General features: G+C 71.9%; 29 protein-coding genes. 19 read left to right on the top strand and 10 right to left on the bottom strand.

What is annotated here, in order from left to right; translation table 11 throughout:
* Positions 1-52 precede the first annotated feature (52 nt).
* From HW566_RS16010 to HW566_RS04630, 8 genes are all read left to right on the top strand, one after another.
* Entirely contained in the window at positions 53-985 is a 933-nt protein-coding gene (locus tag HW566_RS16010; protein ID WP_178010826.1) for an ABC transporter substrate-binding protein, read from the top strand.
* Complete coding sequence (locus HW566_RS04660) at positions 982-1,983, top strand: FecCD family ABC transporter permease (RefSeq protein ID WP_178010824.1); 1,002 nt, start codon at positions 982-984, stop codon at positions 1,981-1,983. Before HW566_RS16010 ends, HW566_RS04660 begins: the two co-directional genes overlap by 4 nt.
* A complete protein-coding gene (locus HW566_RS04655) occupies positions 1,980-3,020 on the top strand; it encodes a FecCD family ABC transporter permease (protein ID WP_178010823.1) in 1,041 nt (346 codons plus the stop codon). The genes HW566_RS04660 and HW566_RS04655 overlap by 4 nt, the downstream gene beginning before the upstream one ends.
* Entirely contained in the window at positions 3,013-3,849 is an 837-nt protein-coding gene (locus HW566_RS04650; protein ID WP_178010821.1) for an ABC transporter ATP-binding protein, read from the top strand. The genes HW566_RS04655 and HW566_RS04650 overlap by 8 nt, the downstream gene beginning before the upstream one ends.
* Positions 3,846-4,343 carry a GNAT family N-acetyltransferase gene (locus tag HW566_RS04645; protein ID WP_256728866.1) on the top strand — a complete coding sequence of 166 codons (498 nt, stop codon included), beginning with the start codon at positions 3,846-3,848 and terminating at the stop codon, positions 4,341-4,343. Before HW566_RS04650 ends, HW566_RS04645 begins: the two co-directional genes overlap by 4 nt.
* A gap of 72 nt (positions 4,344-4,415) precedes the next feature.
* Positions 4,416-5,264: an aldo/keto reductase gene (locus tag HW566_RS04640; protein WP_178010819.1), complete on the top strand. Its 849-nt coding sequence runs from the start codon at positions 4,416-4,418 to the stop codon at positions 5,262-5,264.
* Between the two features lie 114 nt (positions 5,265-5,378).
* Positions 5,379-6,110: a sulfurtransferase gene (locus HW566_RS04635; protein WP_178010818.1), complete on the top strand. Its 732-nt coding sequence runs from the start codon at positions 5,379-5,381 to the stop codon at positions 6,108-6,110.
* A 5-nt stretch (positions 6,111-6,115) separates the two neighbouring features.
* Positions 6,116-6,796, top strand: a complete 681-nt coding sequence (locus HW566_RS04630) for an NAD-dependent deacylase (RefSeq protein WP_178014675.1) — start codon at positions 6,116-6,118, stop codon at positions 6,794-6,796.
* Between the two features lie 53 nt (positions 6,797-6,849).
* On the opposite strand, the gene HW566_RS04625 is transcribed toward HW566_RS04630, so the two are convergent.
* Together HW566_RS04625 and HW566_RS04620 are read right to left on the bottom strand one after the other, a co-directional pair.
* A complete protein-coding gene (locus tag HW566_RS04625; protein ID WP_178010816.1) occupies positions 6,850-7,527 on the bottom strand; it encodes a cation diffusion facilitator family transporter in 678 nt (225 codons plus the stop codon).
* Positions 7,524-7,868: an ArsR/SmtB family transcription factor gene (locus HW566_RS04620; RefSeq protein ID WP_178010814.1), complete on the bottom strand. Its 345-nt coding sequence runs from the start codon at positions 7,866-7,868 to the stop codon at positions 7,524-7,526. Before HW566_RS04620 ends, HW566_RS04625 begins: the two co-directional genes overlap by 4 nt.
* A gap of 88 nt (positions 7,869-7,956) precedes the next feature.
* Here HW566_RS04620 and HW566_RS04615 point away from each other — a divergent pair, with 88 nt between their 5' ends.
* Both HW566_RS04615 and HW566_RS04610 read left to right on the top strand, forming a co-directional pair.
* On the top strand, positions 7,957-9,042 hold the full coding sequence (locus HW566_RS04615; protein WP_178010812.1) for a DNA glycosylase AlkZ-like family protein: 1,086 nt from the start codon (positions 7,957-7,959) through the stop codon (positions 9,040-9,042).
* 106 nt (positions 9,043-9,148) lie between these two features.
* Positions 9,149-9,604 (top strand): SRPBCC family protein, encoded by a 456-nt coding sequence (locus HW566_RS04610; protein WP_091499959.1) that lies wholly within the window; start codon positions 9,149-9,151, stop codon positions 9,602-9,604.
* Positions 9,605-9,671: 67 nt separating this feature from the next.
* Here HW566_RS04610 and HW566_RS16220 read toward each other — a convergent pair whose 3' ends face one another.
* Positions 9,672-10,022, bottom strand: a complete 351-nt coding sequence (locus HW566_RS16220) for a DUF2945 domain-containing protein (protein ID WP_372955789.1) — start codon at positions 10,020-10,022, stop codon at positions 9,672-9,674.
* Between HW566_RS16220 and HW566_RS04600 the strand changes: the two genes are divergently transcribed.
* Together HW566_RS04600 and HW566_RS04595 are read left to right on the top strand one after the other, a co-directional pair.
* Entirely contained in the window at positions 10,021-10,851 is an 831-nt protein-coding gene (locus tag HW566_RS04600; RefSeq protein WP_178010810.1) for an SDR family NAD(P)-dependent oxidoreductase, read from the top strand. The genes HW566_RS16220 and HW566_RS04600 overlap by 2 nt on opposite strands.
* Before the next feature lie 107 nt (positions 10,852-10,958).
* Positions 10,959-12,197, top strand: a complete 1,239-nt coding sequence (locus tag HW566_RS04595; protein ID WP_178010808.1) for an NAD(P)/FAD-dependent oxidoreductase — start codon at positions 10,959-10,961, stop codon at positions 12,195-12,197.
* Here the strand turns inward: HW566_RS04595 and HW566_RS04590 are convergent.
* The 3 genes from HW566_RS04590 to HW566_RS04580 are packed head-to-tail and all read right to left on the bottom strand — an operon-like array spanning position 12,181 to position 14,488.
* Complete coding sequence (locus HW566_RS04590; protein WP_256728865.1) at positions 12,181-12,816, bottom strand: hypothetical protein; 636 nt, start codon at positions 12,814-12,816, stop codon at positions 12,181-12,183. The genes HW566_RS04595 and HW566_RS04590 overlap by 17 nt on opposite strands.
* The gene (locus HW566_RS04585; RefSeq protein WP_256728864.1) at positions 12,813-13,691 is read right to left on the bottom strand and encodes an endonuclease/exonuclease/phosphatase family protein; all 879 of its coding nucleotides are present in this window, start codon (positions 13,689-13,691) and stop codon (positions 12,813-12,815) included. The genes HW566_RS04590 and HW566_RS04585 overlap by 4 nt, the downstream gene beginning before the upstream one ends.
* Positions 13,688-14,488: a glycosyltransferase family A protein gene (locus tag HW566_RS04580; protein WP_178010806.1), complete on the bottom strand. Its 801-nt coding sequence runs from the start codon at positions 14,486-14,488 to the stop codon at positions 13,688-13,690. Before HW566_RS04580 ends, HW566_RS04585 begins: the two co-directional genes overlap by 4 nt.
* 83 nt (positions 14,489-14,571) lie before the next feature.
* Here HW566_RS04580 and HW566_RS04575 point away from each other — a divergent pair, with 83 nt between their 5' ends.
* Entirely contained in the window at positions 14,572-16,278 is a 1,707-nt protein-coding gene (locus HW566_RS04575; RefSeq protein WP_178010804.1) for an NYN domain-containing protein, read from the top strand.
* A 158-nt stretch (positions 16,279-16,436) separates the two neighbouring features.
* Here HW566_RS04575 and HW566_RS04570 read toward each other — a convergent pair whose 3' ends face one another.
* Positions 16,437-17,924, bottom strand: coding sequence for an MATE family efflux transporter (locus HW566_RS04570; RefSeq protein ID WP_178010802.1), 1,488 nt, complete (start codon positions 17,922-17,924; stop codon positions 16,437-16,439).
* 180 nt (positions 17,925-18,104) lie between these two features.
* Between HW566_RS04570 and HW566_RS04565 the strand changes: the two genes are divergently transcribed.
* The gene (locus HW566_RS04565) at positions 18,105-19,394 is read left to right on the top strand and encodes a M18 family aminopeptidase (RefSeq protein ID WP_178010800.1); all 1,290 of its coding nucleotides are present in this window, start codon (positions 18,105-18,107) and stop codon (positions 19,392-19,394) included.
* A gap of 120 nt (positions 19,395-19,514) precedes the next feature.
* Complete coding sequence (locus HW566_RS04560; protein WP_178010798.1) at positions 19,515-20,816, top strand: MFS transporter; 1,302 nt, start codon at positions 19,515-19,517, stop codon at positions 20,814-20,816.
* Between the two features lie 93 nt (positions 20,817-20,909).
* On the opposite strand, the gene chrA is transcribed toward HW566_RS04560, so the two are convergent.
* Both chrA and HW566_RS04550 read right to left on the bottom strand, forming a co-directional pair.
* Positions 20,910-22,127, bottom strand: coding sequence for a chromate efflux transporter (chrA, locus tag HW566_RS04555; RefSeq protein WP_178010796.1), 1,218 nt, complete (start codon positions 22,125-22,127; stop codon positions 20,910-20,912).
* A gap of 54 nt (positions 22,128-22,181) precedes the next feature.
* Complete coding sequence (locus HW566_RS04550; protein ID WP_178010794.1) at positions 22,182-23,117, bottom strand: GTP-binding protein; 936 nt, start codon at positions 23,115-23,117, stop codon at positions 22,182-22,184.
* An 81-nt stretch (positions 23,118-23,198) separates the two neighbouring features.
* Here HW566_RS04550 and ykgO point away from each other — a divergent pair, with 81 nt between their 5' ends.
* Both ykgO and HW566_RS04540 read left to right on the top strand, forming a co-directional pair.
* Positions 23,199-23,321, top strand: coding sequence for a type B 50S ribosomal protein L36 (ykgO, locus tag HW566_RS04545; protein WP_023951906.1), 123 nt, complete (start codon positions 23,199-23,201; stop codon positions 23,319-23,321).
* Between the two features lie 82 nt (positions 23,322-23,403).
* Positions 23,404-24,183 (top strand): isocitrate lyase/PEP mutase family protein, encoded by a 780-nt coding sequence (locus HW566_RS04540; protein ID WP_178010792.1) that lies wholly within the window; start codon positions 23,404-23,406, stop codon positions 24,181-24,183.
* A gap of 56 nt (positions 24,184-24,239) precedes the next feature.
* On the opposite strand, the gene HW566_RS04535 is transcribed toward HW566_RS04540, so the two are convergent.
* A complete protein-coding gene (locus HW566_RS04535; RefSeq protein ID WP_178010791.1) occupies positions 24,240-25,097 on the bottom strand; it encodes an SDR family oxidoreductase in 858 nt (285 codons plus the stop codon).
* A gap of 96 nt (positions 25,098-25,193) precedes the next feature.
* Here HW566_RS04535 and HW566_RS04530 point away from each other — a divergent pair, with 96 nt between their 5' ends.
* On the top strand, positions 25,194-25,562 hold the full coding sequence (locus HW566_RS04530; RefSeq protein ID WP_178010789.1) for a winged helix-turn-helix transcriptional regulator: 369 nt from the start codon (positions 25,194-25,196) through the stop codon (positions 25,560-25,562).
* A 102-nt stretch (positions 25,563-25,664) separates the two neighbouring features.
* A complete protein-coding gene (locus tag HW566_RS04525; RefSeq protein ID WP_178010787.1) occupies positions 25,665-26,249 on the top strand; it encodes a PadR family transcriptional regulator in 585 nt (194 codons plus the stop codon).
* Positions 26,250-26,254 lie beyond the last annotated feature (5 nt).

The raw sequence follows: 26,254 nt of genomic DNA, 5'->3' as shown, positions 1-26,254 counted from the left end.
TGCCTTGCCTCAATCGCGGTCAGCCGCGAGATCGACCCCGGGAAGGCCCCTCATGATCACTCGTCTTCTTCGGCGCGCCCTCGGCGCCGCCGCAGTCTCGACCGTCGCCGTGCTGGTCGTCGCCGGATGCGCCGCAGAGCCCACCTCCGCGGATGCGGCGCCGCAGGCCAGCGCGGCGCCGCGGTCGGTCGAACACGCCCGCGGCAGCACCGAGATCCCCGACGACCCGCAGCGCATCGTCACGCTCGAGCCGCTCGAGCTCGACACGGCCGTGGCCGTAGGGATCACCCCCGTGGGGGCGGCGGTCGCGAGCAACGTCGCGGGTATCCCGGCCTACCTGGACGCGGAGGGTGTCGCGCCGGTCGGGACGGTGCCCGAGCCCGACCTCGAAGCGATCGCAGCACTGCGGCCCGACCTGATCCTCGGAACCGAGGCCCGCCACTCGAAGCTCTACGAGCAGCTGTCGGCGATCGCCCCCACGGTCTTCATCGCGTCGCAGGCCGACCCCTGGCGCGAGAACGCCGAGCTCATCGGCGAGGCGCTCGGTCGCCAGGACGAGGTGGCCGCGAAGATCGCGTCCGTCGACGATCGCTGCGCCGAGATCGCCGCGGAGTACGACCTCGCCGGTCAGACGGCGCAGGTCATCCGACCGCGCGACGAGACCACCCTCAGCCTCTACGGGCCGGTGTCGTTCGCGGGCAGCCTCCTCGAATGCGTCGGCTTCACGACGCCCGAGCACGACTGGGCCGACGGCCTGCAGGCCGACATCTCGCCCGAGAACATCCTCGACGCCCGTGCCGATGCCGTCTTCGTCACCGCCTCGGACGTGACGGATGCCGCGGCCGTGCCGGCCGCGATCGCGCAGAACGCGGATGCCTTCCCCGCGGTGACCCTCGTCGACACCAGCACGTGGGTGGCCGGTGTCGGACCCCATGGCGCGCAGAGCGTGCTGGACGACATCGAGCGGTATCTCGCGCAGCGGTGACCCGCACCTTCCGGCGCACCGGCGCCGCACTCGCGGTGGCCGGCGCGCTCCTCACCGTCGTCGCGCTCTCACTGGCGATCGGCGCGAACCCGGTCCCGCTCGGGACCGTCGCGGCGGTGTTCCGCGGCGAGGGCTCGACCGAGGCGAGCTTCGTGGTGTGGGAGCTGCGCGTTCCTCGCACGGCGGTCGGTCTGCTCGCGGGAGTCGCCCTGGGCGTCGCGGGCGCTCTCATGCAGGCCTTCACGCGCAACCCGCTCGCCGATCCCGGCATCCTCGGGGTCAACGCCGGAGCGGCCCTCGCGGTCGCCCTCGGCGTGACGGTGCTCGGGATCCGTGCGGTGTCGGGCGCCGTCTGGTTCGCGTTCGCCGGAGCCCTCGTGGTCACGGTGGCGGTGTACCTCATCGGCTCCGGCGGCCGCGGCGCGACGGGGCCGATCCGACTCACGCTGGCCGGGGTGGCCCTGGGGGCGGTGCTCTCGGGCATCACGACCGGCATCGTGCTGAGCGACCCGGATGCCTTCGACGCGATGCGCAGTTGGAACGCGGGATCGTTGCTCGGGCGCGGGTGGGACGTGATCGCCCCGGTCGCCCCCTTCGTCGCGGCCGGTCTCGTGCTGGCCGCCGTGGTCGCGCCCGGCCTGAACTCCGTCGCGCTCGGCGACGACGTCGCGCGGGCGCAGGGAGCGAACCTGGGCGGCATCCGGATCGGGGTGATCGCCGCGGTGACGCTGCTCGCCGGTGCGGCGACGGCCCTCGCCGGACCGATCTCGTTCGTGGGACTGATGGTGCCCCACATCGCACGGTGGATCTTCGGCGCCGATCAGCGGGTCATCCTGCTGGTCAGCGGCGTCGTGGCCCCGGTGGTCGTCCTCGCCGCCGACGTGATGGGGCGTGTCCTCATCGCTCCGGCCGAGGTGCCGGTCGGGATCGTCACCGCGTTCGTCGGCGCGCCCGTCCTCATCGCGCTCGCGCGCCGACGTCGGGCGAGCGCGCTGTGAGGGGCGCACCGACGGCGCTGCGTCTGAGGCTGGGGCCGCTGCGCGCACAGGTGCGCCGTCGGAGCCTCGCGGTGGGAGGCCTGGCTGCGGGGGCGTCGGCCGTCCTGCTCGTCGTCGCCCTCGGCTCGGGCACCTTCCCGGTCGCGCCGGCGGAGGTCGTCGGCGTGCTCGCCGGGTGGAACGACGACCCGCTGCTGCAGACCGTCGTGCGGGAATGGCGGCTGCCGCGCGCTCTCGGGGCGCTGGGGGTCGGGGCTCTCCTCGGCATCGCCGGCGCGCTGTTCCAGACCGTCACCCGCAACCCGCTCGCGAGCCCCGACATCCTCGGCCTGTCCAGCGGAGCGTTCACGGGCATGCTCGCATCCCTCGTGCTGTTCTCGGCCAGCTGGCCGGCGCTGGTCGCCGGTTCGCTGCTCGGCGCGTCGGCGACGGCTGCCGCCATCTGGCTGTTGGCCTGGCAGGACGGGCTGCAGGGCTTCCGTCTCATCGTCGTGGGGATCGGTGTGTCGGCGATGCTGTCGTCGCTGAACACCTGGATGCTGCTGCAGATCGAACTCGAGACGGCGATGTTCGCCTCGGCGTGGGGCGCGGGCAGCTTGAACGGCGTCACCGCCGAGGCGGTCGCGGGGGCCCTCGTATGCGCGGTGCCGTTCGCGGCCGTCGCCTTCTCGCTCGCGCCCCGGCTGCGACAGCTCGAGCTGGGCGACGACCTCGCCGCCGCGACCGGGGCTCGACCGCACCTCGTGCGCAGTCTCGCCCTTCTGGTGGGCGTCGTGCTGGTCGCCGCCGCGACGACCGTCGGCGGTCCCATCGCGTTCGTCGCCCTCGCCGCCCCCCAGATCGGGCGGCTGCTCGCGCGGACGCCGCACCTCTCTCTCGGGGTCTCGGCGCTCGTGGGCGCGACGGTGCTGGTGGCCTCCGACCTGATCGCCCAGCATCTGCTGCCCGCCCCGCTCCCCGTCGGCGTCGTGACCGTGTCGGTCGGCGGCGCCTATCTCGTCCTCATGATCGTGCTGGAGGTCCGTCGCCGTGTCTGATGTCCCCACCGCCGCGGCCACCCTCGCTGCCGAATCCGTGACCCTCGCGTACGACGGGGTCGACATCGTCCGCGATCTCTCGGTTCGGATCGAGCCCGGCTCGTTCACCGTCATCATCGGTCCCAACGCCTGCGGAAAGTCGACCCTGCTGCGGGGTCTGTCGCGGCTGCTGGCGCCCGCTCGGGGCCGTGTCGTGCTCGACGGGCGAGCCATCGCGGGGATGCCCGCCAAAGAGGTCGCGCGTCGCCTCGGGCTGCTCCCGCAGACGGCGGTCGCCCCCGAGGGGATCACGGTGCGCGAGCTCGTCTCGCGCGGTCGCTACCCGCACCAGAACCTGTTGCGACAGTGGTCGGCCGCCGACGACGAGGCCGTCGCCGACGCTCTCGCGGCGACCGGCACGACCGCGCTCGCGACGCGGGCCGTCGACGCGCTCTCGGGTGGCCAGCGCCAGCGGGTCTGGGTCGCGATGGTGCTGGCACAGCAGACCGATCTGCTGTTGCTCGACGAGCCGACGACGTTCCTGGACGTCGCCCACCAGGTCGAGCTGATGGAGCTCTTCGCCGAGCTCAACGAGCGCGGTCGCACCGTCGTGGCGGTGCTGCACGATCTGAACCACGCGGCCCGGTACGCCTCCCGGATCGTGGCGATGCGAGAGGGGCGCGTGCTCGCGGAGGGCCCACCCGCCGAGGTGATCACCCGAGAACGCGTGCTCGAGGTCTTCGGGCTCGCGAACGTCGTGATCGAGGACCCGGTCACCGGTGGGCCGCTCGTGGTTCCGCTGCGGGCGCCGCGTTCCGGGGGCGACCGCATCGATACGCTGGGCGGGTGACTCCCCGCGACCTTCCCGGCGGCGCCGTGCTGCGCGCCGCCCGCCCCGGTGACGAGCCGGGCATCCTCGCCTGCATCCGCGCCCTGGCGATCTACGAGCGCGAGCCCGACGCGGTGGTCAATACGACGGAGGCGATCGGCGAGACCCTCTTCGGGGGTGAACCCCGCGCGTTCTGCCACGTCGTGGAGCGCGACGGCGCGATCGTCGGCATCGCCATCTGGTTCCTGACCTATTCGACCTGGACCGGGCGACACGGCATCTGGCTCGAGGACCTCTACGTCGACGAGGCCCAGCGCGGTCGCGGCTACGGAAAGCAGTTGATCGCATCGCTCGCGTCGGTCTGCGTCGAGCGCGGCTACTCCCGACTGGAGTGGACGGTGCTCGACTGGAACGCCCCCTCGATCGCGTTCTACCGTTCGATCGGTGCGACGCCGATGGACGAGTGGACCACTCAGCGCCTCACCGGTGAGGCGCTGGAAGCCCTCGCCGGCTGAGGCGCCGTCACCCTCGCAGCGTGCGGCGTCAAGCCCGAGGCGTCCACGGGTGAGCGCTCGTAGGCTGGACGCATGGCAGATCAGATCCACGTCCCGTCCGTCACGCTCAACTCCGGCTTCGAGATCCCGCAGCTCGGGTACGGGGTGTTCAAGGTCGACCCCGCCGAGACCGAGCGGCTCGTCTCCGAGGCGTTCGAGGCCGGCTACCGCCACATCGACACCGCCGCGATCTACGGCAACGAAGAGGGCGTCGGTCGCGCCATCGCCGCCAGCGGCATCCCCCGCGACGAGCTGTTCATCACGACCAAGCTGTGGAACGACCGCCAGGGCGGCGACGAGCCCCGCAAGGCCCTGTCGGAGAGCCTCGAGAAGCTCGGCCTCGACTACGTCGACCTCTACCTCGTGCACTGGCCGGCCCCCGCCAACGGCAACCACGTCAACGCGTGGCAGAAGCTCGTCGAGCTGCGCGACGCCGGCCACGCCCGCTCCATCGGCGTCTCGAACCACCTCGTCGAGCACCTCGAGCAGATCCACGCTGAAACCGGTGTGCTCCCCGCCGTCAACCAGATCGAGCTGCACCCGGCCTACCAGCAGAAGGAGGTCGTCGACTGGGCGACCGACAAGGGTGTGCGCATCGAGTCGTGGGGCCCGCTCGGCCAGGGCAAGTACGACCTGTTCGGCGCAGAGCCGGTCGCCGAAGCCGCCGCCGCACACGGCAAGAGCCCGGCTCAGGTCGTGCTGCGCTGGCACCTGCAGCGCGGGTTCATCGTCTTCCCCAAGACCGTCAGCCGCGAGCGCATGGTCGAGAACGCGTCGCTGTTCGACTTCGAGCTCACCACGGCTCAGGTCGAGGCGATCTCGGCCCTCGACCCGGGCGACGGCTCGGGCCGCGTGAGCGCGCACCCCTCCGAGGTCAACTGACCTCGCGCCAGGTCGTACACGGCTCGCGCCCCTTCCTGTTCCGGGTGGGGGCGCGAGCCGTTCCCGCGGATGCCGACGGGTCGATGCGACGCGCCCGTTTCGTAGGCTGGAGGGGTGGCATCCGTTCTCAACGTCTCGGCGTACCTCTTCACGCACATCGCCGAACCTGTGCTGCTGCGCGACGCCCTGCGCGAGCGGGCCGAGGCCGCCGGGCTGCGAGGCACGATCCTCCTCGCGGAGGAGGGCATCAACCTCTTCGTCGCCGGGGCCGCTCCGGTCGTGCGTGCGTTCGTGGACGGCATCCGTGCCGATGAGCGGTTCGCCGAGCTGACCACGAAGGAGAGCTGGTCGGACGAACAGCCGTTCGGACGCATGCGGGTCAAGGTCAAGCGCGAGATCATCCGCATGGACCGCCCTGCCATCCGCCCCGCATCGGGCCGCGCGCCGGCGGTGACCCCCGGCCAGCTGCGCCGCTGGCTCGACCGCGGTCACGATGACGCGGGCCGCGAGGTCGTGCTGCTCGACACCCGGAACGCGTTCGAGGTCGACTACGGCACCTTCGCGGGGGCCGTGGACTGGCGCATCGAGCGCTTCACGCAGTTTCCCGCCGCAGCCGCTGCGAACCGCTCCGAGCTCGAGGGCAAGACCGTCGTGAGCTTCTGCACCGGTGGCATCCGCTGCGAGAAGGCGGCGATCGTGCTGCGGGACGAAGGGGTCGACGCCTACCAGCTCGAGGGAGGCATCCTCGGCTACTTCGAGCAGGAGGGCGGGGCGCACTGGAACGGCGACTGCTTCGTCTTCGACGGGCGCGAAGCCCTCGCGCCCGATCTCACCGCCCGCCCGTGACACCGATGCGCATCGTCGTCCTGACCGGCGCGGGCATCTCCGCCGAGTCCGGCATCCGCACCTTCCGCGCCGCCGACGGGCTGTGGGAGGACCACCGGATCGAGGATGTCGCCACCCCGGAGGGCTTCGCGGCCGACCCGGCCCTGGTGCACGCCTTCTACGATGAGCGCCGACGCGTCGCCCGCGCGGCCGAGCCGAACGCGGCCCACCTCGCGCTCGCGGCGCTCGAGGCGCGGCATCCGGGCGGCGTCGTGGTGGTGACGCAGAACATCGACGCCCTGCACGAGCGCGCGGGCTCGTCGCGCGTCGTCCACATCCACGGCGAGCTCGATCTCGCGCGATGCGAGGTCTGCGACGAGCGGACGCGGTGGGCCGGCGACCTCGCGGGCGAGCCGTCGTGTCCGGCCTGCGGTGCGCGGGCGCTGCGCCCCGACGTCGTGTGGTTCGGCGAACCGGTCTATCGGCTCGATGAGATCGTCGACGCCGTCTCGCGCTGCGAGGAGTTCTGCGTCGTCGGCACCTCGGGAGCGGTGACCCCGGCGGCATCGCTGGTCACCCTGGCGGCGGAGGCGGGCGCTCGCACCACGCTGCTCAACCTCGATGCCCACGAGGACACGAGCTCGTTCGACGAGGTCGTGCTCGGACGTGCGACCGAGACGGTGCCCGCCTGGGCGGCGCGGTTCTGACGCATCGTGCCGCGGGCGGTCGCCCCGGAGCGCTCACGAGCGCCAGGCGGATCTCAGCCGTGGGGGTGTTCGGCGTCGCCGTGCTCGTCTTCCCAGAGCATCCCGACCGATGTCGCGCAGGCGTCGCCGCGCCAGGCCTCGACTCCCTCGCGGAGCGCGAAGGCGGCGATGACGAGCCCGGCGACCGCGTCGGCCCACCACCAGCCGAAGAGGCTGTTGACGACCAGACCGATGAGCACCGCCGCCGAGAGGTACGTGCAGATCAGGGTCTGCCGCGAGTCGGCGACGGCGGTCGCCGAGCCGAGCTCGCGCCCGGCCCGGCGCTCGGCGAACGAGAGGAACGGCATGACGGCCACGCTGACGGCGGTGATCACGATGCCCAGGGGGGAGTTGTCGACCTCGACCCGGGCGACGAGGGCCAGCACCGACGACACCGCGACGTAGGCGGCCAGGGCGAAGAAGGCCACCGCGATCACCCGCAGGGTGCCCTTCTCCCAGCGCTCCGGGTCGCGTCGGGTGAACTGCCACGCCACAGCCGCTGCCGACAGGACCTCGATGGTGGAATCCAGCCCGAACCCGATGAGCGCGGCGGATGACGCGAGGGCGCCAGCGGTGATCGCGACGACGGCTTCGATCAGGTTGTAGGCGATGGTGGCGGCGACGATCCAGCGGATGCGCCGCTGGAGCACCTGCTTCCGGTCGGCTTGCGAGCGGGCGGATGCGGTCGTCATGCGCAGGTGCAGTCCGGGCCGGTGCAGCAGTCGGGCTCGACGCGCAGCACGACCTGCAGCAGATGGTCGAGGGCCGGAGTCAGGTGCGCATCAGCCAGTCGGTACCAGGTGCGGCGGCCGTCGGGGACGGCCTCGACGAGCCCACACCCGCGGAGGCACGCGAGCTGGTTCGACATCACCTGGCGGGAGACGCCCAGGGCGTCGGCGAGGTCGGAGGGGCGGGCCGGCGCCTCGCGCAGCGCGAGGAGGATGCCGGCGCGTGTTGCGTCCGACAAGGCGTGACCGAGACGCGCGAGTGCGGCGGTGTGCGTGGCGGTCGCGGTGGCTGTGACGGTCGGCATGGGTCGACGGTACAGCAGATCATGAATAAAGCAAAGCGTGTACCGAGTGTTCTCGACCGGTGTCGAAGGCGGGGGATAGCGTCGTGGCATGGAACCGCACCGGCTCACGCGCGAGCAGGCCCGCCGCATCATCGTGCGTGCGCAGCTGCTCGAGGCCGATCGCCCCGGCGACGTCGTGGAGGTGGCCGAGCAGATCGGCACCATCAAAATCGACCCCACCGCGGTCATCGTGCCCAGCGAGCAGACGATCCCGTGGACCCGCATCGGGTGGGGCTACGAACCGGGCCAACTCACGAAGGCGGTCGAGAACGACCGGCAGCTGTTCGAGTACGCCGGTGGCTTCTATCCGGCGAGCATGCTGTCGTTGATGCGCGTGCGCATGCGTGAGCGGCCCGTCCGCGAGAGCACCGCCGCGTGGCTCGAGGCTAATGCGGCCTTCCGGAGCGACCTCCTCGCCCGGCTCCGGGCGGACGGCCCGCTGTTGGCGGCCGACATCCCCGACACGGCGGCTGTGCCGGCGGGCAACGACAGCGGCTGGTACAGCGACAATCAGGTGCCACGCATGCTCGACCTGCTCGAGCGGCTCGGCGAGGTCGCCGTCGTCGGCCGGGCCGGCCGGCTGCGGCGGTGGGACATCGCCGAACGGGCGCGCGGCCCCGAGCCGAAGGGGCCGGGCTACGACGAGGCCGGTTCCCTGCTCGACGAGCGGCGGCTCCAGGGCGCGGGCCTGGCCCGTCAGAAGTCGTCGTGGTCAGGCGTGGGCATGGCGGGGGAGCCGGCTGTCGTCGAGGGCAGCGCCTGGAAGTGGCGCGTCGACCCGCGTGCGTTGGAGACGCTCGACGACGATCCGGGAGGCCGCGTGGCGATCCTGAGTCCCTACGACGGGATGCTCGTCGACCGGCCCCGCCTCGTCGAGGCGTTCGACTTCACCTACAAGCTCGAGCAGTTCGTCCCCAAGCCACAGCGTGTGTACGGGTACTTCGCGCACCCGATCCTCTGCGGCGACCGCTTCATCGGACTGCTCGACGCCGCGCTCGACAAGCCGAAGGAACACCTCGTCGTGACCGCGGTGCACGAGCTCGTGCCGTGGGAGGCCGAGGAACACGAGATGGTCGCGGCCGAGATCCGCGACCTCGGCGAGTGGCTCGGGGCGACCGTGCGCGGGCTCGACTGATCCGGCGGTCTATCAGCCGCGAGGTGCGGGTGCAAGGCGGTCGCCGAGGTGCGGAACTCGGCGAAGCATGGGATCAGCCCCGAAATCGAAACGAAAGGAGCCGCCCATGGCTCGCATCATCGAGACCATCGACGTCGACGTGCCCGTGTCGGTCGCGTACAACCAGTGGACGCAGTTCGAGTCGTTCCCGCACTTCCTGAGCTTCGTCGAGTCGGTCACGCAGCAGGCGGACGATCTCACGCACTGGAAGGTGAAGATCGGCGGGGCCGAACGCGAGTTCACCGCCAAGATCACCGAGCAGCACCCCGACGAGCGTGTCGCCTGGAACAGCGTCAGCGGCAAGGACGAGCACGCCGGCGTCGTGACGTTCCACAAGCTCGGTGACACCGAGACCCGCGTCACCGTCCAGCTCGACTGGACCCCCGAGGGCTTCGTCGAGTCGGTCGGCGCCGCGATCGGCATCGACGACCACGCGGTGAAGAAGGACCTCACCCGCTTCAAGGAGTTCATCGAGTCGCGCGGTCACGAGACCGGTGAGTGGCGCGGCGACATCGAGAACTGACCTCGAACCGAACCACCACGACGGGCCCCTCCGATGATCGGAGGGGCCCGTCGTGGTGGCCGGGGGATCAGCTCGCGAGCTTGCGCAGCGCCGATCCCTTGTGCGCCGCCCGGCTGCCGCTCTTCTCCGATTCGACGATGAAAGCCGGGTCGTCCGAGGACGCAGTGAACTTCTGACCGTCGAACTGGAAGTCCTTCTCCTTCTTCTCGACGATCGTGCCCTGCGTGCGTCCCTGCGAGGTGCCCCAGCTGACGCGGTCGCCCTTCGACAGTTCCTGAGCCATGGCGGCTCCTTCCGTTGTCTGGTGGATGTCGCGATCCTGACGCCCGGTGCCGATCGGGAAGAAGCCGTTGACACAGACGCCCGCGATGCGCCAGTGCTCCCGTCCACGGTCCGGCGCCTGCGAGACTGCGAACATGCGCACGATCGTCATCACGGGAGCCAGCGACGGAATCGGGGCGGCCGCAGCGCGTCGTCTCACCAGCGAGGGGAACCGGGTCGTGCTCGTCGGCCGATCACCGGAGAAGACCCGTGCGCTTGCGCGCGAGCTCGAGGCACCGTTCCACGTCGCCGACTACGCCGAGTTCGCCCAGGTGCGGCGCCTGGCGGACGAGCTGCGCGAGGCCTACCCCCGCATCGACGTGCTCGCCAACAACGCCGGTGGTATCTTCGGCGCACGCAAGCTCACCGTCGACGGCTTCGAGCAGACCTTCCAGGTCAATCACCTCGCGGGATTCCTGCTGACGAACCTGCTCCGCGACCGTCTCGCCGACAGCGGCGCCTCGGTCGTCCAGACCGCGAGTGCCGCGGCGCGGATCTTCTCCCGTTTCGACATCGCCGACCTCAATGCGGCGGGGCGGTACTCGGGGCGGGTGGCGTACGGCAACGCGAAGCTCGCGAACATCCTCTTCACCCGCGAGCTGCAGAACCGGTTCGGGGACCGCGGCATCTCCGCCGTCGCCTTCCACCCGGGCGTCGTCGCAACGCAGTTCGCTGCGAACGTCCCCGGCCCGTTCCGGTGGATGTATCACAACCCGCTCTCGAAGCGGCTGCTCACGACGACCGACGAGGGCGGAGCCCGCCTGGTGTTCCTCGCCGACGGCGAGCCGAACACGGACTGGGTCCCCGGCGGGTATTACGAGAACGATCGCCTCACACGCTCCCACCGTGACTCCACCGACGCGGGCCTGGCCCGCGAACTGTGGGATCGCAGCGCCGAGATGGTCGCTCTCGCCGACGCGGCCTGACGCAGACCGGCGGGGATGCCGGTACCGCATCCGTCGGCGGCTAGACCGCCCCGGCACCCGGCGCAAGCGGGTCGGCTGTTCCGGTACCCGCGCCTAGCGTGAAGACCATGGCTAAGGCAGACGCGGGCTCGCGCCCGGAGCGGGACGATCCGCAGGCGGCACATCACCGGGTGATCGTGATCGGCGGTGGCAACGGCGGGATATCGGCGGCGGCGCGGCTGGTGCGCAAGGGTGTCACCGACATCGCGCTCATCGAGCCTCGAGACACCCACGAGTACAAGCCGCTCTTCTCGTACGTGGCCGGAGGAACGGCCCGCATCAGCGAGACCCTCCGCCCCCAGCGCTCGGTGATCCCCGACGGGGTGACCTGGATCCGGGATGCCGTGACGATCGTGGACCCCGAGCGATCCGTCGTGCACCTCGCAGGCGGCGGTGAGATCGGCTACGACCAGATCGTCCTCAGCCCGGGCATGCAGAAGGATTGGGCCAGTGTGCCGGGCTTGGCCGAATCGATCGGCACGGGCGACGTGAGCACGCACTACGAGGGCGACCTCGCCGCTCGGACGTCGTTGCGTCTGCGAGACCTGCGCGGCGGCACCGTCGTGTTCACGCAGCCCGCGGGGCCGTCCTCGTGCGCCGGTGCGGCGCAGAAGCCGATGTATCAGGCATGCGACTACTGGCAGCGGATCGGCGTTCTCGACGACATCCGGGTCGTGCTCGTGGTGCCCGAGCGCACGGTCTTCGGCATCCCCGCCTTCGACGATGAGATCCAGCGCGCGGTCGACCGCTACGGCATCGAACTGCACACCGACAGCGCCCTGATCGAGATCGATGTCGCGGCATCCGAGGCCGTCATCGCCTCGCCCGCAGGGATCGAACGCATCCCGTTCGACCTGATCAACGTCGTTCCCCCGCAGTCGGCGCCGGAATGGATCCGCGCGTCGGGGCTGGCCGCGGCCGGCGACGCCGACGGGTTCGTCGAGGTCGATCCCGAGACGCTTCGGCACCGACGGTTCGCGAACGTGTGGGCGATCGGCGACGCCGCCGCGACGGAGAACTCCAAGAGCGGGGGAGCGCTGCGCAAGCAGACCGCCGTGCTCGCCGAGAACCTCACCGCGGTGCTCTCCGGTTCCGCGGCGACGGCGCGCTACGACGGCTACGGTGTCTGCCCGATGACGGTGTCGCGTTCGAGCGTGGTGTTCGCGGAGTTCGGACCGTCGGGCGAGCTCATGCCGACGATCCCGTTCCTCCGGCGCATGTACCGCGAGAGCCGCCTGGCATGGTTCTTCGACCGTCGCGTGCTGCCCTGGGTCTACTGGAACCTCATCCTCACCGGACGCGCGTGAGTCCCACGCGCTCCGGTGTCGCGGAGGCCGCGTCGAGGGCGGTCAGTCGCACGCGTGCGACGACCAGGCCGGCGACCACGGCACCCAGACCGCCCACGACCATGTCGCCGATCGTGTCGTCGTAGGTGACGTAGACGGTGTCGACGAAGGCCTTGCCGACCCACTCGACCATCTCCCACACCGCGCTGAACGCCAGCCCCAGCATCGTCGTCACCACGACGGCGGTGCGGCGGCGGAACGACTCCGCCTCCGGGAGGGGGACGACATCCAGCCGCGCGGCCGCGATGTAGCCCAGTGCGGCGAGCACCGCGGTGCAGACGAGGTGCATGGGGATGTCCCAGGCGGGCAAGCCCCGGTACAGGTCGACGACGTTGCTCCACGCGGCGATGAGCACGGTGAGCCCGCAGACGATGTCGAACGCGGGACGCACACCCACGAATCGCGGGACGACGAGCGCGGGGAGCGCGAGAGCGAGGATGCCGGCGTCGGTGAGGTCGAACCAGACCGCCGCGACCACCACGCTCAGCAGGCCCGCGACGCGCACAGCGTCCGCGGCGACGGCGCTCGGCGAGCGGGCCGGGCGTAGGAAGTTCTCGACCATCGCGGGGCGGCGGCTCATGATGTCTCCTCGTCGAGGGCGAGCAGCACGTGCAGCCCGAGGTGGTCCGAGGGGGCGGCGCCGCCGACCGTGCGCGCGTCGACGGCCGCGCGCCGCACCCGCACGTCACGCGTGACGGCGAGCCAGTCGATCGGGCCTCGGCGGACCCGCGGCTCGTGGTATCCGGCGTATGTGTCCCACAGCGGCGTGGTGCGCTCGTCGGCGGCCTGCCACGCATCGACGAGATCGCCGCTCAGCAGTGCCGCCAGCGGAGCCGACCCCGGGCCCGCGTTCATATCGCCCATCACGACCACCGGCCCGCTCGCCTCGGCGACCAGATCGTGGATCAGCCAGGCGGATCGCAGCCGCGACCGCGCGGAGAACACGTCCAGGTGCGTGTTGAACACCGTCAACGATGCCCCGGTGACCCGGTCGCGGAACTCCGCCCGCACCACGATCCTCGGCACCGGGTTGCCCCACGAGGTCGAGCCGGGCACCGCGGGCGTCTCCGAGAGCGCCAGCTGGGCGTGCCCGGTAAGCCGCAGCCGTGCGGCGTCGAAGAAGATCGGGCAGCCCTCGCCCCGTCCGTCCGCGTTGCGCCCGTGCCCGGCGAAACGGTAGGAGTCGCCGAGCGCCCGGCGCACGAGGTCCGCCTGGTCGGGCATGGCCTCCTGCGTGCCGAGGATGGCCGGCGGGTCCGCCCGCAGCACGGCCGCCACGCGGGGTGCCCGAACTCTCCACCGGTCGTTCGGCGGCCAGGTCGGACCATCGATGCGGCGACGGATGTTCCAGCTCGCCACGTGCAGATCGGTCGCGGTCGTCGCGGTCGACGTGGACGCCGGGAAGAGCGGCCGGACCGCGGCATCCGGGTCCATCGTGGCGGATCGCGCGCTCATGCTTCGTCTCCCGTCCTCGTCGACGCGCGTCGTCGCCGCCGCGCGTGCCGCAGCCATCGTCGCACGAGCCGGATCGGCGGCAGGTCGACGGGCCAGTGAGACACGACGCTGCGGAATCCGCCCGCGACGCGGCGGATGAACGCGCGGGGGTCGTCGAACGGCCGCATCGACATCCCCATCGGCGCGGCCGTGTGTCTGATGACGTCGTACTCGCCGAGATGGAAGGCCAGGTCGAAGTCGTCGTGCAGCCGAGGGTCCTCGCGGTGGACGCGCGAGCTCACCCGTCGCCACGACGAGCGCCGGAACGCGAGGTTTGACCCGAACAGCGGCAGGTGGCCGAGGGCCAGATAGCCGAAGGCCGCGTAGCAGCCGAGGTAGACCGCCGCGAGCGGAGTGCGCAGCGCCCGCGATCCGTCGACGAAGCGCGCCCCGCCGGTGAGCACGGCCACGCCCGGGCGCCGGGCGAAGTCGGATCGGAGGTCGCCGACCCAGGTGATCGCGGGGATGCAGTCGGCATCCAGGCGCAGGATGAGGTCGCATCGCGCGCTGTCGTACCCGGCCGCCGCGGCGGCCGGAATGCCCGGTTGAGGGCAGGTGACGATGCGCGCTCCGGCGGCACGGGCGACGCCGGCGGAGTCGTCGGTCGAGGCGTTGTCGACGACGACGACCTCATCGGGCGGGTCGAGCTGCAACGAGAGTGCGCGCAGACAGCGGCGCAGCGCGACGGCGTCGTCCTTCACGGGAATCACCACCGAGACCGTCGGTCGTTCGCGTGCCGTGGCGTGGTGAGGACTCATCCCGGCCGACGATATGTCGGCGATCGGGCGGGGGCGAACGGCTTGACACCGTCATGCGGGGTCGGCAGTGACATGCTGGAGACATGTCTCAGCAGAGCGATCTCCTCGCCGTCCTCGTCGACGCCGACAATGTCTCCCCGTCGCGCATCGGCGGCGTCCTCGCCGAGATCGCCACCTACGGCACGGCATCGGTCAAACGCGTCTACGGCGACTGGACCAAGTCGCAGCTGCGCGGATGGAAGGACGCCGCCAGTGCCCACGTCATCCAGCCCATGCAGCAGTTCGACAACACCACGGGCAAGAACGCCACCGACAGTGCGCTCATCATCGACGCCATGGACCTGCTCTACACCCGACGCTTCCAGGGGTTCTGCATCGTCTCGAGCGACAGCGACTTCACCCGCCTCGCCTCGCGCATCCGCGAAGAGGGCGTCACGGTCTACGGATTCGGGGAGCGCAAGACCCCGGAGGCCTTCCGCAACGCGTGCGACCAGTTCACCTACCTCGAGGTGCTCGGCGTCGTCGACGAACCGGATGCCGCGCCCTCCACGACATCCGCTCGGTGGTCCTCGGCCGCGCTCCGAGCAGACGCGAAGCTCGTGTCACTCCTGCGCGGCAGCGTCGAGAACGCCTCGGCCGACGACGGCTGGGCCGATCTCGGCACCGTCGGTCAGCTGATGCGCAAGCAGCAGCCCGACTTCGACCCCCGCAACTGGGGGTACGCGAAGCTGTCCGACCTGCTGAAGGCCGTCGGGCTCTTCACGATCGAGTCCAAGCCGGGCGGCATGTCGCTGCGCCCGAAAGCCTCGAAGACCACCAAGGCCGCCACCGGGGGCACCGACGGCGAGGACGACGCGGCCCCGGATGCCGCGGCGCCCGAGCGCGCGTCCAAGCGCGCGCCGAAGAAGCGCGCGACCCCTCGCGGCTCCGGTGACGAGGGCGCGGACGCCGCCCGCCAGGACGCGACCGGGACGGCGGCGGCATCCGCTCCGGCCGATCCGACGGGTTCGTCCGACGGCGCCGTGGTCGAGGCCGAGGCGAGCGCGGGCACGGCCGGCACGGGTGATGCCACCGCGAGCGACGCGGGTGCGACGAGCCGTCCGCGCAAGAAGTCCACGCGCCCCACGGCCGCGGAGCGCGCTTCGGTCCGGGGCGCGGCTCCCTCGGCCGCGGACGCGGAGAGCGGGGGCGCAGCCCCGGCATCCGATGCCACCCCGAGCGATGCCGAGGTGACGGCGGACTCGTCCGCTCCGCGGGCGTCGAGCGGCACGGTGTCCGGCTCGCGCGGCGGCCGCGCCGGGCGCCCGATCGAGCAGCTCACGCTCGGCGCGGCGCTGGATGCCGCCCTCGACGCCGTCTCGAACGCCGCCCGAGGGAACGCCGCGAGCGTCTCCGCCGATGGTGCGGAGTCCGCGCCGGACGCCGAGTCGGGGGCAGGCGAACCGGGTGCAGCGGCGCCCGGTGCCGACGAGACCGGGGCCACCGCATCGGCGGCGACCCGTCCGAAGCGCGCATCGCGGGGACGGGCCAAGAAGCCCACCGCGGCACCGGCATCCGACGCGTCCACCGCGCCGGATGCCCCCGCCGGCGCGGCCTCGACCGTCACCGCGTCCACGGCTCCCGCAGACAGCGGTTCGCCGGGCTCGGCTTCGGCTTCGGCTTCGGCCGGTTCCGCTGACGCCGGTGCCGCTGACGCCGGTTCCGCTCCCGTGGACGGCGACGGTTCGGCACCCGTCGCACGCAAGCGCGCGCCGCGCCGGGCCTCGCGCCCGGGCACCGCCGCGAGCTGACCGTCGCATCCGCTCTCGACGAGGCGCCCGGCCTCGCGCGTGGTCGCGCCTCGGGGCGCCGCGCGTTTCGAGGAGACCTCGGTTTCTGAGGACGGATGCCGCGCCGCGGCCCTCGGATCGCGTCATGTCCTCGGATCCGTGACGGTGCAGCCTCGGGCTCAGCGGATCGAGGAGCGGGTGCGGCGCAGGATGCGGCGCCGCTGCACGATGGGCACGGGCTGGGTGACGACCGCGTCCACGACCATCGAGCCGCTCGTGGGGCCGACGAGCGGGATCGGAGTGGTGGCGGTGGAGATGTGGTCCTCGCGGGCGATCGGCATCGCGGCGAGCTCGCGGCGCGCGCGCAGGTAGGCGGGGATGAGGATGACCACCGCTCCGAGCCACGCGAGCGGGTTGCTCCACGCGACGCCCGCGAACCCGATCAGCGCTCCGAGCACGACGGCGGCGCCCATGCGCATGAACAGCTCGACGATGCCGGTGACCGTCGGCACGAGCGTGTGGCCGAGCCCTTGGAGGGCCCCGCGCAGCACGAAGAGCACACCGAGCGCGGTGTAGGTGGCGCCGTTGATCACGAGCATGAGCGCGGCCAGCGCCACGACGTCGTCGGCGCCGTCACCCACGAACAGGCGCACCAGCGGCGCGCCGAAGGCGATGAGCACCACGCCGAGCCCGACGGCCCCGATCACCGCCATCCCCGTGGCCTGCGCGACACCCTGACGAATGCGGTCGGGGCGACCGCCGCCGTAGTTCTGGGCCACGAACATCGACACCGCGAGGCCCAGCGACTGCAGCAGCGCGACGGCGAGTCCGTCGACGCGCGATGCGGTCGTGTAGGCCGCGACGGCGTCGGCACCGAGCTCGTTCAGGCGCACCTGCACCGCGAGGGTGCCGATCGCGATGATCGAGGCCTGGAAGCCCATCGGCAGGCCGAGCCGCAGGTGCACGGCGAGGTCGGCGCGCGTCGCGCGCCAGTCGCTGCGTCGCATCTGCAGCACCGGGATGCGCCGCCGGATGTAGTCCAGGCAGAGCAGCACCGAGAGGGCCTGCGACACCACGGTCGCCAGCGCCGCGCCGCCGACGCCCCAGCCGAGCGGCCCGACCATCGCGATGACCAGCACGACGTTGAACACGCACGCGACGGTGAGGAAGATCAGCGGCGTGCGCGAATCGCCGATCGCCCGGATGATGGCGGCGAGGTAGTTGAAGAACATCGTCGCCCCGGCGCCGAGGAAGCTCACGACCGCGAAGGTCGTCGCCTCGTCGAGCAGCTCCGGCGGGGTCTGCAGCAGCTCCAGCAGCGGTCGCGACACGAACGGCGCGACGACCGTGAGCACCACGCTCGTGATCGCGGTCAGCACGGTGCCGGCGGCGACCGACCGCCGCACCGCCGCGTGGTCGCCCGCGCCGAAGGCCTGGGCGGTCGGGATCGCGAATCCCGACGTCAGACCCCAGGCGAACCCGATGAGCAGGAACAGCATCGAGCCGGTCGCCCCGACCGCGGCGAGCGAATCGACGCCCAGCCAGCGTCCCACCACGATCGCGTCGACGAAGTGATACATCTGCTGCACCACGTTGCCGATGAGGAGGGGCACCGAGAAGGCGAGAATGACGCGCCAGGGGCTGCCGGTGGTGAGGGTGCGGGACATCGCGGGGTGCTTTCGAAACGGGGGCGGGCACGACAACGGCGGTGCCGTGACACCGCCGTTGAGAAGTGTATCGAATCGATTCGGGCTCCGCCAGACGAGGCGGCTCCCCACGATGCCCCGGCAAAGCGCCCTCAGCCCTGCGCCTACGATCGAAGCGAACCCGCGAACCGAGGAGTCACCGTGTCTGCCGTCACCGCCGCCGCCCGCGCCCATGCCGAGGACCTGGCTGATTTCGTCGCCGCGTCGCCGTCGAGCTTCCACGCGGCGGCCGAGGTCGCCCGCCGCCTCACCGAGGCCGGCTTCACGGCGCTGAGCGAGACCGAGCAGTGGCCGGACCAACCGGGCGGTCGCTACCTCGTCGTCCGTGACGGTGCGGTGCTGGCCTGGGTGGTGCCGCCGACGGCATCCGCGATGACCCCGGTGCGGGTCTTCGGCGCTCACAGCGACTCGCCCGCCCTCAAGCTCAAGCCCCGTCCGACCACCGGGCGGCTCGGGTGGCTGCAGGCGGGCGTGGAGATCTACGGCGGGCCGTTGCTGAACTCCTGGCTCGACCGCGAGCTGCGCCTCGCCGGCCGGCTCGTGCTCGAGGACGGCACCTCGGTGCTGACGGCCACCGGACCGCTGCTGCGGCTGCCGCAGCTGGCGATCCACCTCGACCGCGAGGCGAACGACCATCTGGCGCTCGACAAGCAGAGCCAGACGCAGCCGGTGTGGGGGCTCGGTTCCGCCGAATCGGCCGACCTCCTCGGCGAGCTCGCGCGGGAGGCGGACGTGGATGCCGCCCGCATCCGCGGCTACGACATCGTCACCGCCGACGCGGCGCGCGGCGCGGTCTTCGGCGCCGGCGACGTCTTCTTCGCCGCGGGCCGCCTGGACGACCTGGCCTCGGTGCACGCCGGGGTCGCGGCCATCGAGCGCGTCGCCGACGGCTTCGACGCCGAGCACATCGCCATGCTCGCGGTGTTCGACCACGAGGAGGTCGGGTCGGCGACGCGTTCGGGCGCGGCCGGACCGTTCCTGGCCGACGTGCTCGAGCGCATCCAGCGGGGGCTCGGCGCCGATCGCGACCAGCAGCTGCGGGCGCTGGCCGATTCGTGGTGCGTCTCGAGCGATGTCGGTCACTCGGTGCACCCGAACTACCCGCACAAGCACGACCCGGTGGTCCAGCCGGTCCTCGGCTCGGGTCCGATCCTCAAGATCAACGCGAACCAGCGATACGCGACGGATGCCGTCGGCGCGGCGGCCTGGAACGGCTGGTGCAGCGCGGCCGGAGTGGCCGGCCAGGAGTTCGTCTCGAACAACGGCGTGCCGTGCGGTTCGACGATCGGGCCCATCACCGCGACGCGACTGGGAATCCGCACCGTCGACGTCGGGATCCCCATCCTGTCGATGCACTCCGCGCGGGAGCTGGCCGGCGTCGCCGACCTGCACGACCTCTCCCTCGTGGCCGAGCAGTTCTTCCGGCGGTAGACTGGGGCGGTCCGCGTACAGGCGCGGACGGCTCGGGCGGCGGCCCGGGTCGAGCGATGCAACTACCTGCTGACGGAGCAAGGCGGCACGTGATCACGAGCTGACCTCCCGGAGGCGCGCATGACCGCAGACGATCGTTCCCTCATCCGACACACCGGTCGGGCGTTCTTCCCGATCGCCTTCGTGGCCCGGCTGCCGTTCGCCATGATGGTCGTGGGCGTGCTGACGCTGGTGGTCTCGGTGACCGGTTCCGTCGGACTCGGCGGACTCACCTCGGCGGCCGTCGGCGTCGGCGTCGTCATCGCCGGCCCCGTGATCGGCGACGCCGTCGACCGGTTCGGCCAGCGGCGCGTGCTCGTGCCGCTCGGCATCGCCAACGGCCTCCTGCTGGGGCTGTTCCCCCTGGTGGTGACGGTGTCGGACTCGCCGGGCCCCGTCCTCGCCGTCGCGGCCGCGATCGGCTTGAGCGCACCGCAGGCGGCCGCGATGTCGCGGAGCCGCCTCATGGGCATCATCCGGTTGCGGCTGCGCGTCGAGCAGCAGCCGCGCACCCTCTCGCGGGTGATGTCGTACGAGTCGGCTGCCGACGAGACGGCTTTCGTGATCGGCCCGTTCCTCGTCGGCATCCTGGCGGCGGCGTTCGCGCCCTGGGCGCCCATCGCCATCGCAGCGGCGCTCAGCCTCGTGTTCGTCACGGCGTTCGCGCTGCACCCCAGCGGTCGCATCGCAGCCGCAGCCCGGGCGAGCGGCCAGAGCGAGGAACGCGCGCCGATGTCGCAGCTGCTGCGCGCGCGCGTCCTCGTGCTGGTGGCGGCCACGTTCGGGGTCGGGCTCTTCTTCGGCGCCACACTGACCTCGCTCACCGCCTTCGCCCAGACCGCCGGCGACGGGGTCGAGGCGGGACTGCTGTACGGCCTGATGGGCATCGGATCTGCCGTGCTCGCGCTGGCCGTCGCCCTGTTGCCGACGCGGTTCGCGCTGCGCCATCGCTGGCTGGTCTTCGCGGTGGTCCTCGCGGTCTCGGCGGCGGGCTACGCCGCGTCGACCTCGCTCAGCGCGGTCGTCGTGATGCTGCTGCTCATGGGGCTCGGGGTGGGACCGACGCTGGTCACCCTGTTCAGCATCGCGGGGTATCGCAGCCCGATCGGCCGCTCGGCCACGACGATGACGCTGCTCGGCTCGGCGTTGACTCTGGCGCAGGCGCTCGCATCGGCCGTGACCGGCGCGATCGCCGAGTCCGGCGACGTGCGACTGGCGATGATGCTGCCGACCGCGGCCGGTGTGCTGGTACTGGTTCTGGGCCTGGTGAACCTGCGCCTCGAGCGGCGCGAGCGTTCTGCGCCGCGTCCGGCCCGAAGCGACGGCGCGGAGGTCGACATCACCGGTGCCGAGCGGGAGATCCCGGCTCCGTCCCGGCGGTGAGGTCCTCCGCGGATCGTGATGCGAGCGCGGACGCGGTCTCGGATGCGACCGACGCCCGGGAGCCGACCGGCGGGATCGAGCCGGGCGGTGGCGTCATGACACCAGCGCCCCGGACGCCGCACCCGCAGCGGCACCGAGCAGGACGATGACCCAGGCGGGACACCGCCAGAGCGCGAGCAGCCCGAAGCAGACCAGCGCGAGCGCGAACTGGTCGAGGCGCACGATCGCCGTCGTGAAGACCGGGTCGTACAGGGCCGCCCCCAGGATGCCGACGACCGCGGCGCTCGCGCCGCCCACGGCTGCCGTCGCGCGCGGTCGCCGCCGCACCGCGGCCCAGACGGGAAGGACGGCGAGGAGCAGCAGGAACCCGGGCAGGAAGATCGCCAGGAGCGCGATGACCGCCCCCGCGACCCCGCCCGGGCCCACATCGGCGAGTGCGCCGAGGTAGCCGGCGAAGGCGAACAGGGGGCCGGGGAGCGCCTGCGCGGCACCGTAGCCGGCGAGGAAGGTCTCGGCGTCGACCCATCCCGGTTCGACGACGGCGCTTTCGAGCAGCGGCAGCACGACGTGGCCGCCTCCGAAGACGAGGGCGCCCGCTCGGAAGAAAGCGTCGAACAGCGCGACCGCCCCGTTCCCCGTCACCCGCGCGAGCACGGGTGCCGCAGCCGCGACGACGACGAGGACGACGAGCGCGGTGATGCCGACGCGTCGACCTGCCGAGGGCGGGGGAGCCGTGTCGACGGTGACGCGGGCCGCTGCCGGGACGGAAGCCGCGGGGTCGGGCTCACGCAGCCAGAGCGCGCCGGCGATTCCGGCGATCGCGATCGCGACCACCGGGGCCCACGGACCGCCCACGAGGAGCACCCCCACCGCCGCAGCCAGGGCGATCGTGCCGCGGGGACGGTCCGGGGCCAGCGATCGCGCCATGCCCCACACGGCGTGCGCCACCACGGCGACGGCGACGATCTTCAGGCCGTCGATCACGCCCGCGGACACGGGGCCCGAGACGGTATCCACGCTCGCGGCGGCCGCGACCATCAGCGCGGCCGAGGGGAGGGTGAATGCGGCGAACGCGGCGAGTCCGCCCGCCAGGCCGGCGCGGCGGAGCCCGACCGCGAAGCCCACCTGGCTCGAGGCGGGACCCGGGAGGAACTGGCACAGCGCGACGAGCTCGCCGTAGGCGCTGTCGCTCTCCCATCGGCGGCGGGCGACGAACTCGTCGCGGAAGTAGGCGAGATGGGCGATCGGACCGCCGAACGAGGTGACCCCCAGACGCAGGAAGACCGCGAACACGGCGGCGAGGCTCGACACGGTGCCACCTCATCACCGGGCGGTGAACATCTCGTGAACGCTCGGCCGGGGCGGTCAGCCTGCGTCGGCCCGGCCGTCGTCGACCCCGACGGCCAGGTTCCACGCGGGCAGCGGGTCGGGGAGGTCCCGCCAGGCGTCGGGGCCCGCCGCCAGCTCGGAGTCGTCGAGCACGGCGTCATCGAGTGTCCGGCGGATGAGCCCTCTGTCGAGGTCGACACCCGTGAGCGCGAGATCCTGCCCGACGTCGTCGAGACCGTGACCGGCCTCGAGCGGATCGATCCACATCGCCGATCCCGCCTGCTCCCACCGGGCGGGCAGCGTGGCGCGCGTCGCGACGCGGCAGACGCCGACGGAGCGCAGCAGGATCCCGCACGCGCCCGAGTCGAGGATCTCCAGGGCCCGCACCAGCCGTTCCGGATGCAGCGGACGCAACTGCTCGTATCGCATCGAGCTGACGCGGCGGTCGGTCAGGAACGGTGCATGGGTGCCATTGAGCACGTGGGTCCATCCCGCCCGCTCACCGGGCGGAGAGGCCGGGAGCGTCGAGCCGAAACCGAGGGCCGCGAGGTCGTCGGCGACGCCGCGGCTCAGGCGCACCCGCGCCGTCGGAGCCAGATGCGACGCGACCGCCATGAGAACCGACAGGTCGGGCGTGGGGAGGCGCTCCCAGTTGACCAGCACGACGGCGCTCGCCGCCTCGATGAGCTGAGCCGCGAGCCGGGCGCGCGCGCCGACATCGGCGCGTGCGTCGCCGGCGGGGACCGAGCGGCGCAGCGGCGCCACGTCGCGCAGATCGTCGAGCGCATGCCGCGCGTCGACCACGCACAGGGACTCCATCCCGTGCAGCGTCCCGTGGACGAGCAGCGGATCGGCGTCCGAGGCGAGGTCGACGATCCGCAGCGGTCGGTGCCGCCCGATGATCTCGCTCCGTCGTGCGTAGCGTCGGCGCTCGGCGCCGCAGACTCCGGTGATGGCGAGGTGTGTGGTCACGGTGTTCTTCCCGCTCGGTTTGTGGTGATCAGGTATCCACCGTACCGTGTTACTGATAAGTATTCTCAATAGGAGGTCGTCATGAAGGTACGCGCGTCCATCAAGTCGCTCAAGAACCAGCCCGGGGCGCAGGTTGTCCGCCGGCGCGGCCGCGTCTACGTCATCAACAAGCTCAACCCCCGGTTCAAGGGTCGCCAGGGCTGAAACGCTCCGGGTCGCCTGCCACGGCGGCGTGATCCTCGCAACGGGTAAGTCGACCCGCCGATCCGCCGTTACCGTGAGCGTCATGACCACTCCCGCTGAGCGCGCCCAGACCCTGTCCGACCTCCACGCCGCCCCCGAGATCCTGCGGGTGGTGAACGTGTGGGACGTCGTCTCGGCCGAGGCCGTCCTGGCGCTGCCCGAGACGCGCGCCATCGCGACGGCCGGCCACTCCATCGCCGCGACGTTCGGCTACGAGGACGGCACAAACATCCCGCTGGAGCTCGTCCTCGACATGGTGGGACGCATCGTGTCGGTCGCGGGCGACGTTCCGGTCACGGCGGACCTCGACGCCGGGTTCGGCGACGCGGGCGAGACGGCCCGTCGCGCGATCGGAGTCGGCATCGTCGGAGCCAACGTCGAGGACCGGCTGCAGCCACTGGCCGACTCCGTCCGCGCCGTGGAGGCCATCGTCCGCGCCGGCGAGGCCGAGGGCGTGCCCTTCGCGCTGAACGCCCGCACCGATGCGTTCGTCCGGGCGGGTGACCGCTCGACCGAGGAGTCCATCGCCGACGCGATCGAACGCGGTCGCGCCTACCTCGGCGCCGGGGCGGATCTCGTCTTCGTGCCCGGCATCCTCGACGCCGACATCACCCGGCGACTCGTCGACGGGCTCGGCGAGCGCAAGCTCAGCGTCATCGGTCTGCCCGGGGCGCTCTCGGCGAGCGAGTACGAGGATCTCGGAGTCGCTCGCATCTCGTACGGCCCCATGACGCAGCGTGTGGCTCTCACCGCGCTGCAGGACGTCGCCCAGCAGCTCTACGCCAACGGGGTCATCCCGCCCTCGACGCGCCCGCTGAACTGACCGTCACCGGCCGGCCCCCGAATGCGGGCGGCCGGCCGGTGAGAGTCGAGGCGTGGTCAGGCGAGCGCCGCGCGCAGTCCGTCCACGAAAGGCGTGGTGGGGCGACCGATGAGGCGCGACAGGGTGTCGTCGGAGACGTCCAGGACGCCGTCGCGGATGCCGGTGTCGAGTCCCGCGACGAACGCGGCGGTGCCCGCGTCCAGTCCCGCGCCCTCGAGGGCGGCGATGTGCTCTTCGGTGGTGAGCCGCACGTAGTCGACGTCGCGCCCGAGCACCTGCGCTGCGGCGGCTGCGATGTCGTCGTAGCCGATCCGGGTGTCGCCGGCGAACTCGTATACCGCGCCGATGTGGCCGTCTTCGAGCAGCACGACCGCCGCGCCCTCGGCGAGATCGGCGCGCGTCGCGGGAGCCAGGCGTGCATCGCCCACCGACGCCGCGATGACGCCGGAATCGGCGGCGCGCTGAACGTCGGGGATGTAGTTCTCGACGTACCAGTTGTTGCGCACGATCACCGCGGGGATGCCGCTGGCGGCGATGGCCTCCTCGGTGGCCTTGTGCTCGGCGCCCAGCGCCCAGTCGAAGGTGGTGGCCTTCGGCGCGCTCGTGTACACGAGCTTGGTCACGCCTGCGGTGGCGGCCGCAGCGATGACGTTCTGGTGGCCGGCGAGCCGCCTGCCCGGCTCGGAGCCCGACACGAGCAGCACGGAGTCGACGTCCGCTAGCGCCGCGCGGAGCGAGTCGGGGTCGTCGTAGTCGACCCGCGCGGTGCGCACGCCGCGCTCGGCGAGGTCGGCGATCTTCGCCACGTCGCGCGCGCCGGCGACGATCGTGTCGGCGGCCGCGCCGCGGGCCAACAGAGCGTCGACGACGAGGTGGCCGAGGTGTCCGCTCGTGCCGGTGATGAGGATGGTCATCGGTGATCCTTTCGATCGGGTGATGACCGGGTCAACCGTCGTAACGGCATCTGACATTCCGATCGGAGGGTACCCACTTTCAGGTAAGCTACCCACATGTCCGTCAGTTTCGCTCAAATGCAGGCGCGGTCCGATCAGGTCTTCACCGAGAACTGCCCGACGCGCGTCGTCCTGGACCACGTCATGAGCAAGTGGGGCGTGCTCGTGCTGCTCGCCCTGACCGACGGAACCGCGCGCTGGGGCGAGCTGCGCCGCTCGGTGGTAGGGATCAGCGAGAAGATGCTGGCCTCGACGCTGCGCACGCTCGAGGCCGACGGCATCGTGCGACGCACCGCCTACCCCGAGGTGCCGCCTCGGGTGGAGTACCGCTTGACCCCTCTCGGCGACGACCTCATGGAACGGATGATGCCGTTGATGGAGTGGATCGCTCAGCGCGCCGACGACATCGTCGCCGAGCGTCGGTGACCCTCTCGGGTCGCTGGGTATTGCCTGCGAAACCGGCCGAGCGCGCCGATACCGATATATCGTTCGAGTATCGCTAACGCATCGACGACCCGGGAGGTCAGCATGAGCGGAACATTCCCCACCGGCGGTTTCGGCGGCCGAGACAACATCTTCGGCGGCCGTGGCGGCTTCAACGTCACCGACCTCGGAAACAACGTCTTCGAGGCCTTCGACCAGCTGCGCTCGAACTTCGAGCAGAAGGTCAACACCCGTGTCGGTCGCGGCGACGTCCGCGCCGCCGTGCTCGCCCTGCTGGCCGAGCAGCCGATGCACGGCTACCAGATCATCCACGAGATCGACGAGCGCAGCGGTGGCTCGTGGAAGCCCAGTGCGGGCTCGGTGTACCCGACGCTCCAGCTGCTGTCGGACGAGGGTCTCATCAGCGCCGAGGAGTCGAACGGGCGCAAGACCTACTCCCTGACAGAGGCCGGTCGGGCCGCCGCCGCCGAGTCCGGCGAGAAGCCCGCCCCGTGGGAGAGCACGACGCGCGACCACGGTCGGATGACGGCCCTGCCCAAGGCCGGCGTCGAGCTGGCGCAGGCCGCCGCCCAGGTCGGCCGCAGCGGTTCGCCCGAGCAGGTCCAGCAGGCCGTCGAGATCCTCGACGACGCACGGCGCAAGCTGTACGCCCTGCTCGCGCAGGCCTGACGCGG

The organism is Microbacterium oleivorans, assembly GCF_013389665.1.
Lineage (GTDB): Bacteria > Actinomycetota > Actinomycetes > Actinomycetales > Microbacteriaceae > Microbacterium > Microbacterium oleivorans_C.
The sequence above is the reverse complement of the archived record's forward strand: the minus strand, read 5'-3'. Positions and strand labels throughout refer to the sequence as shown.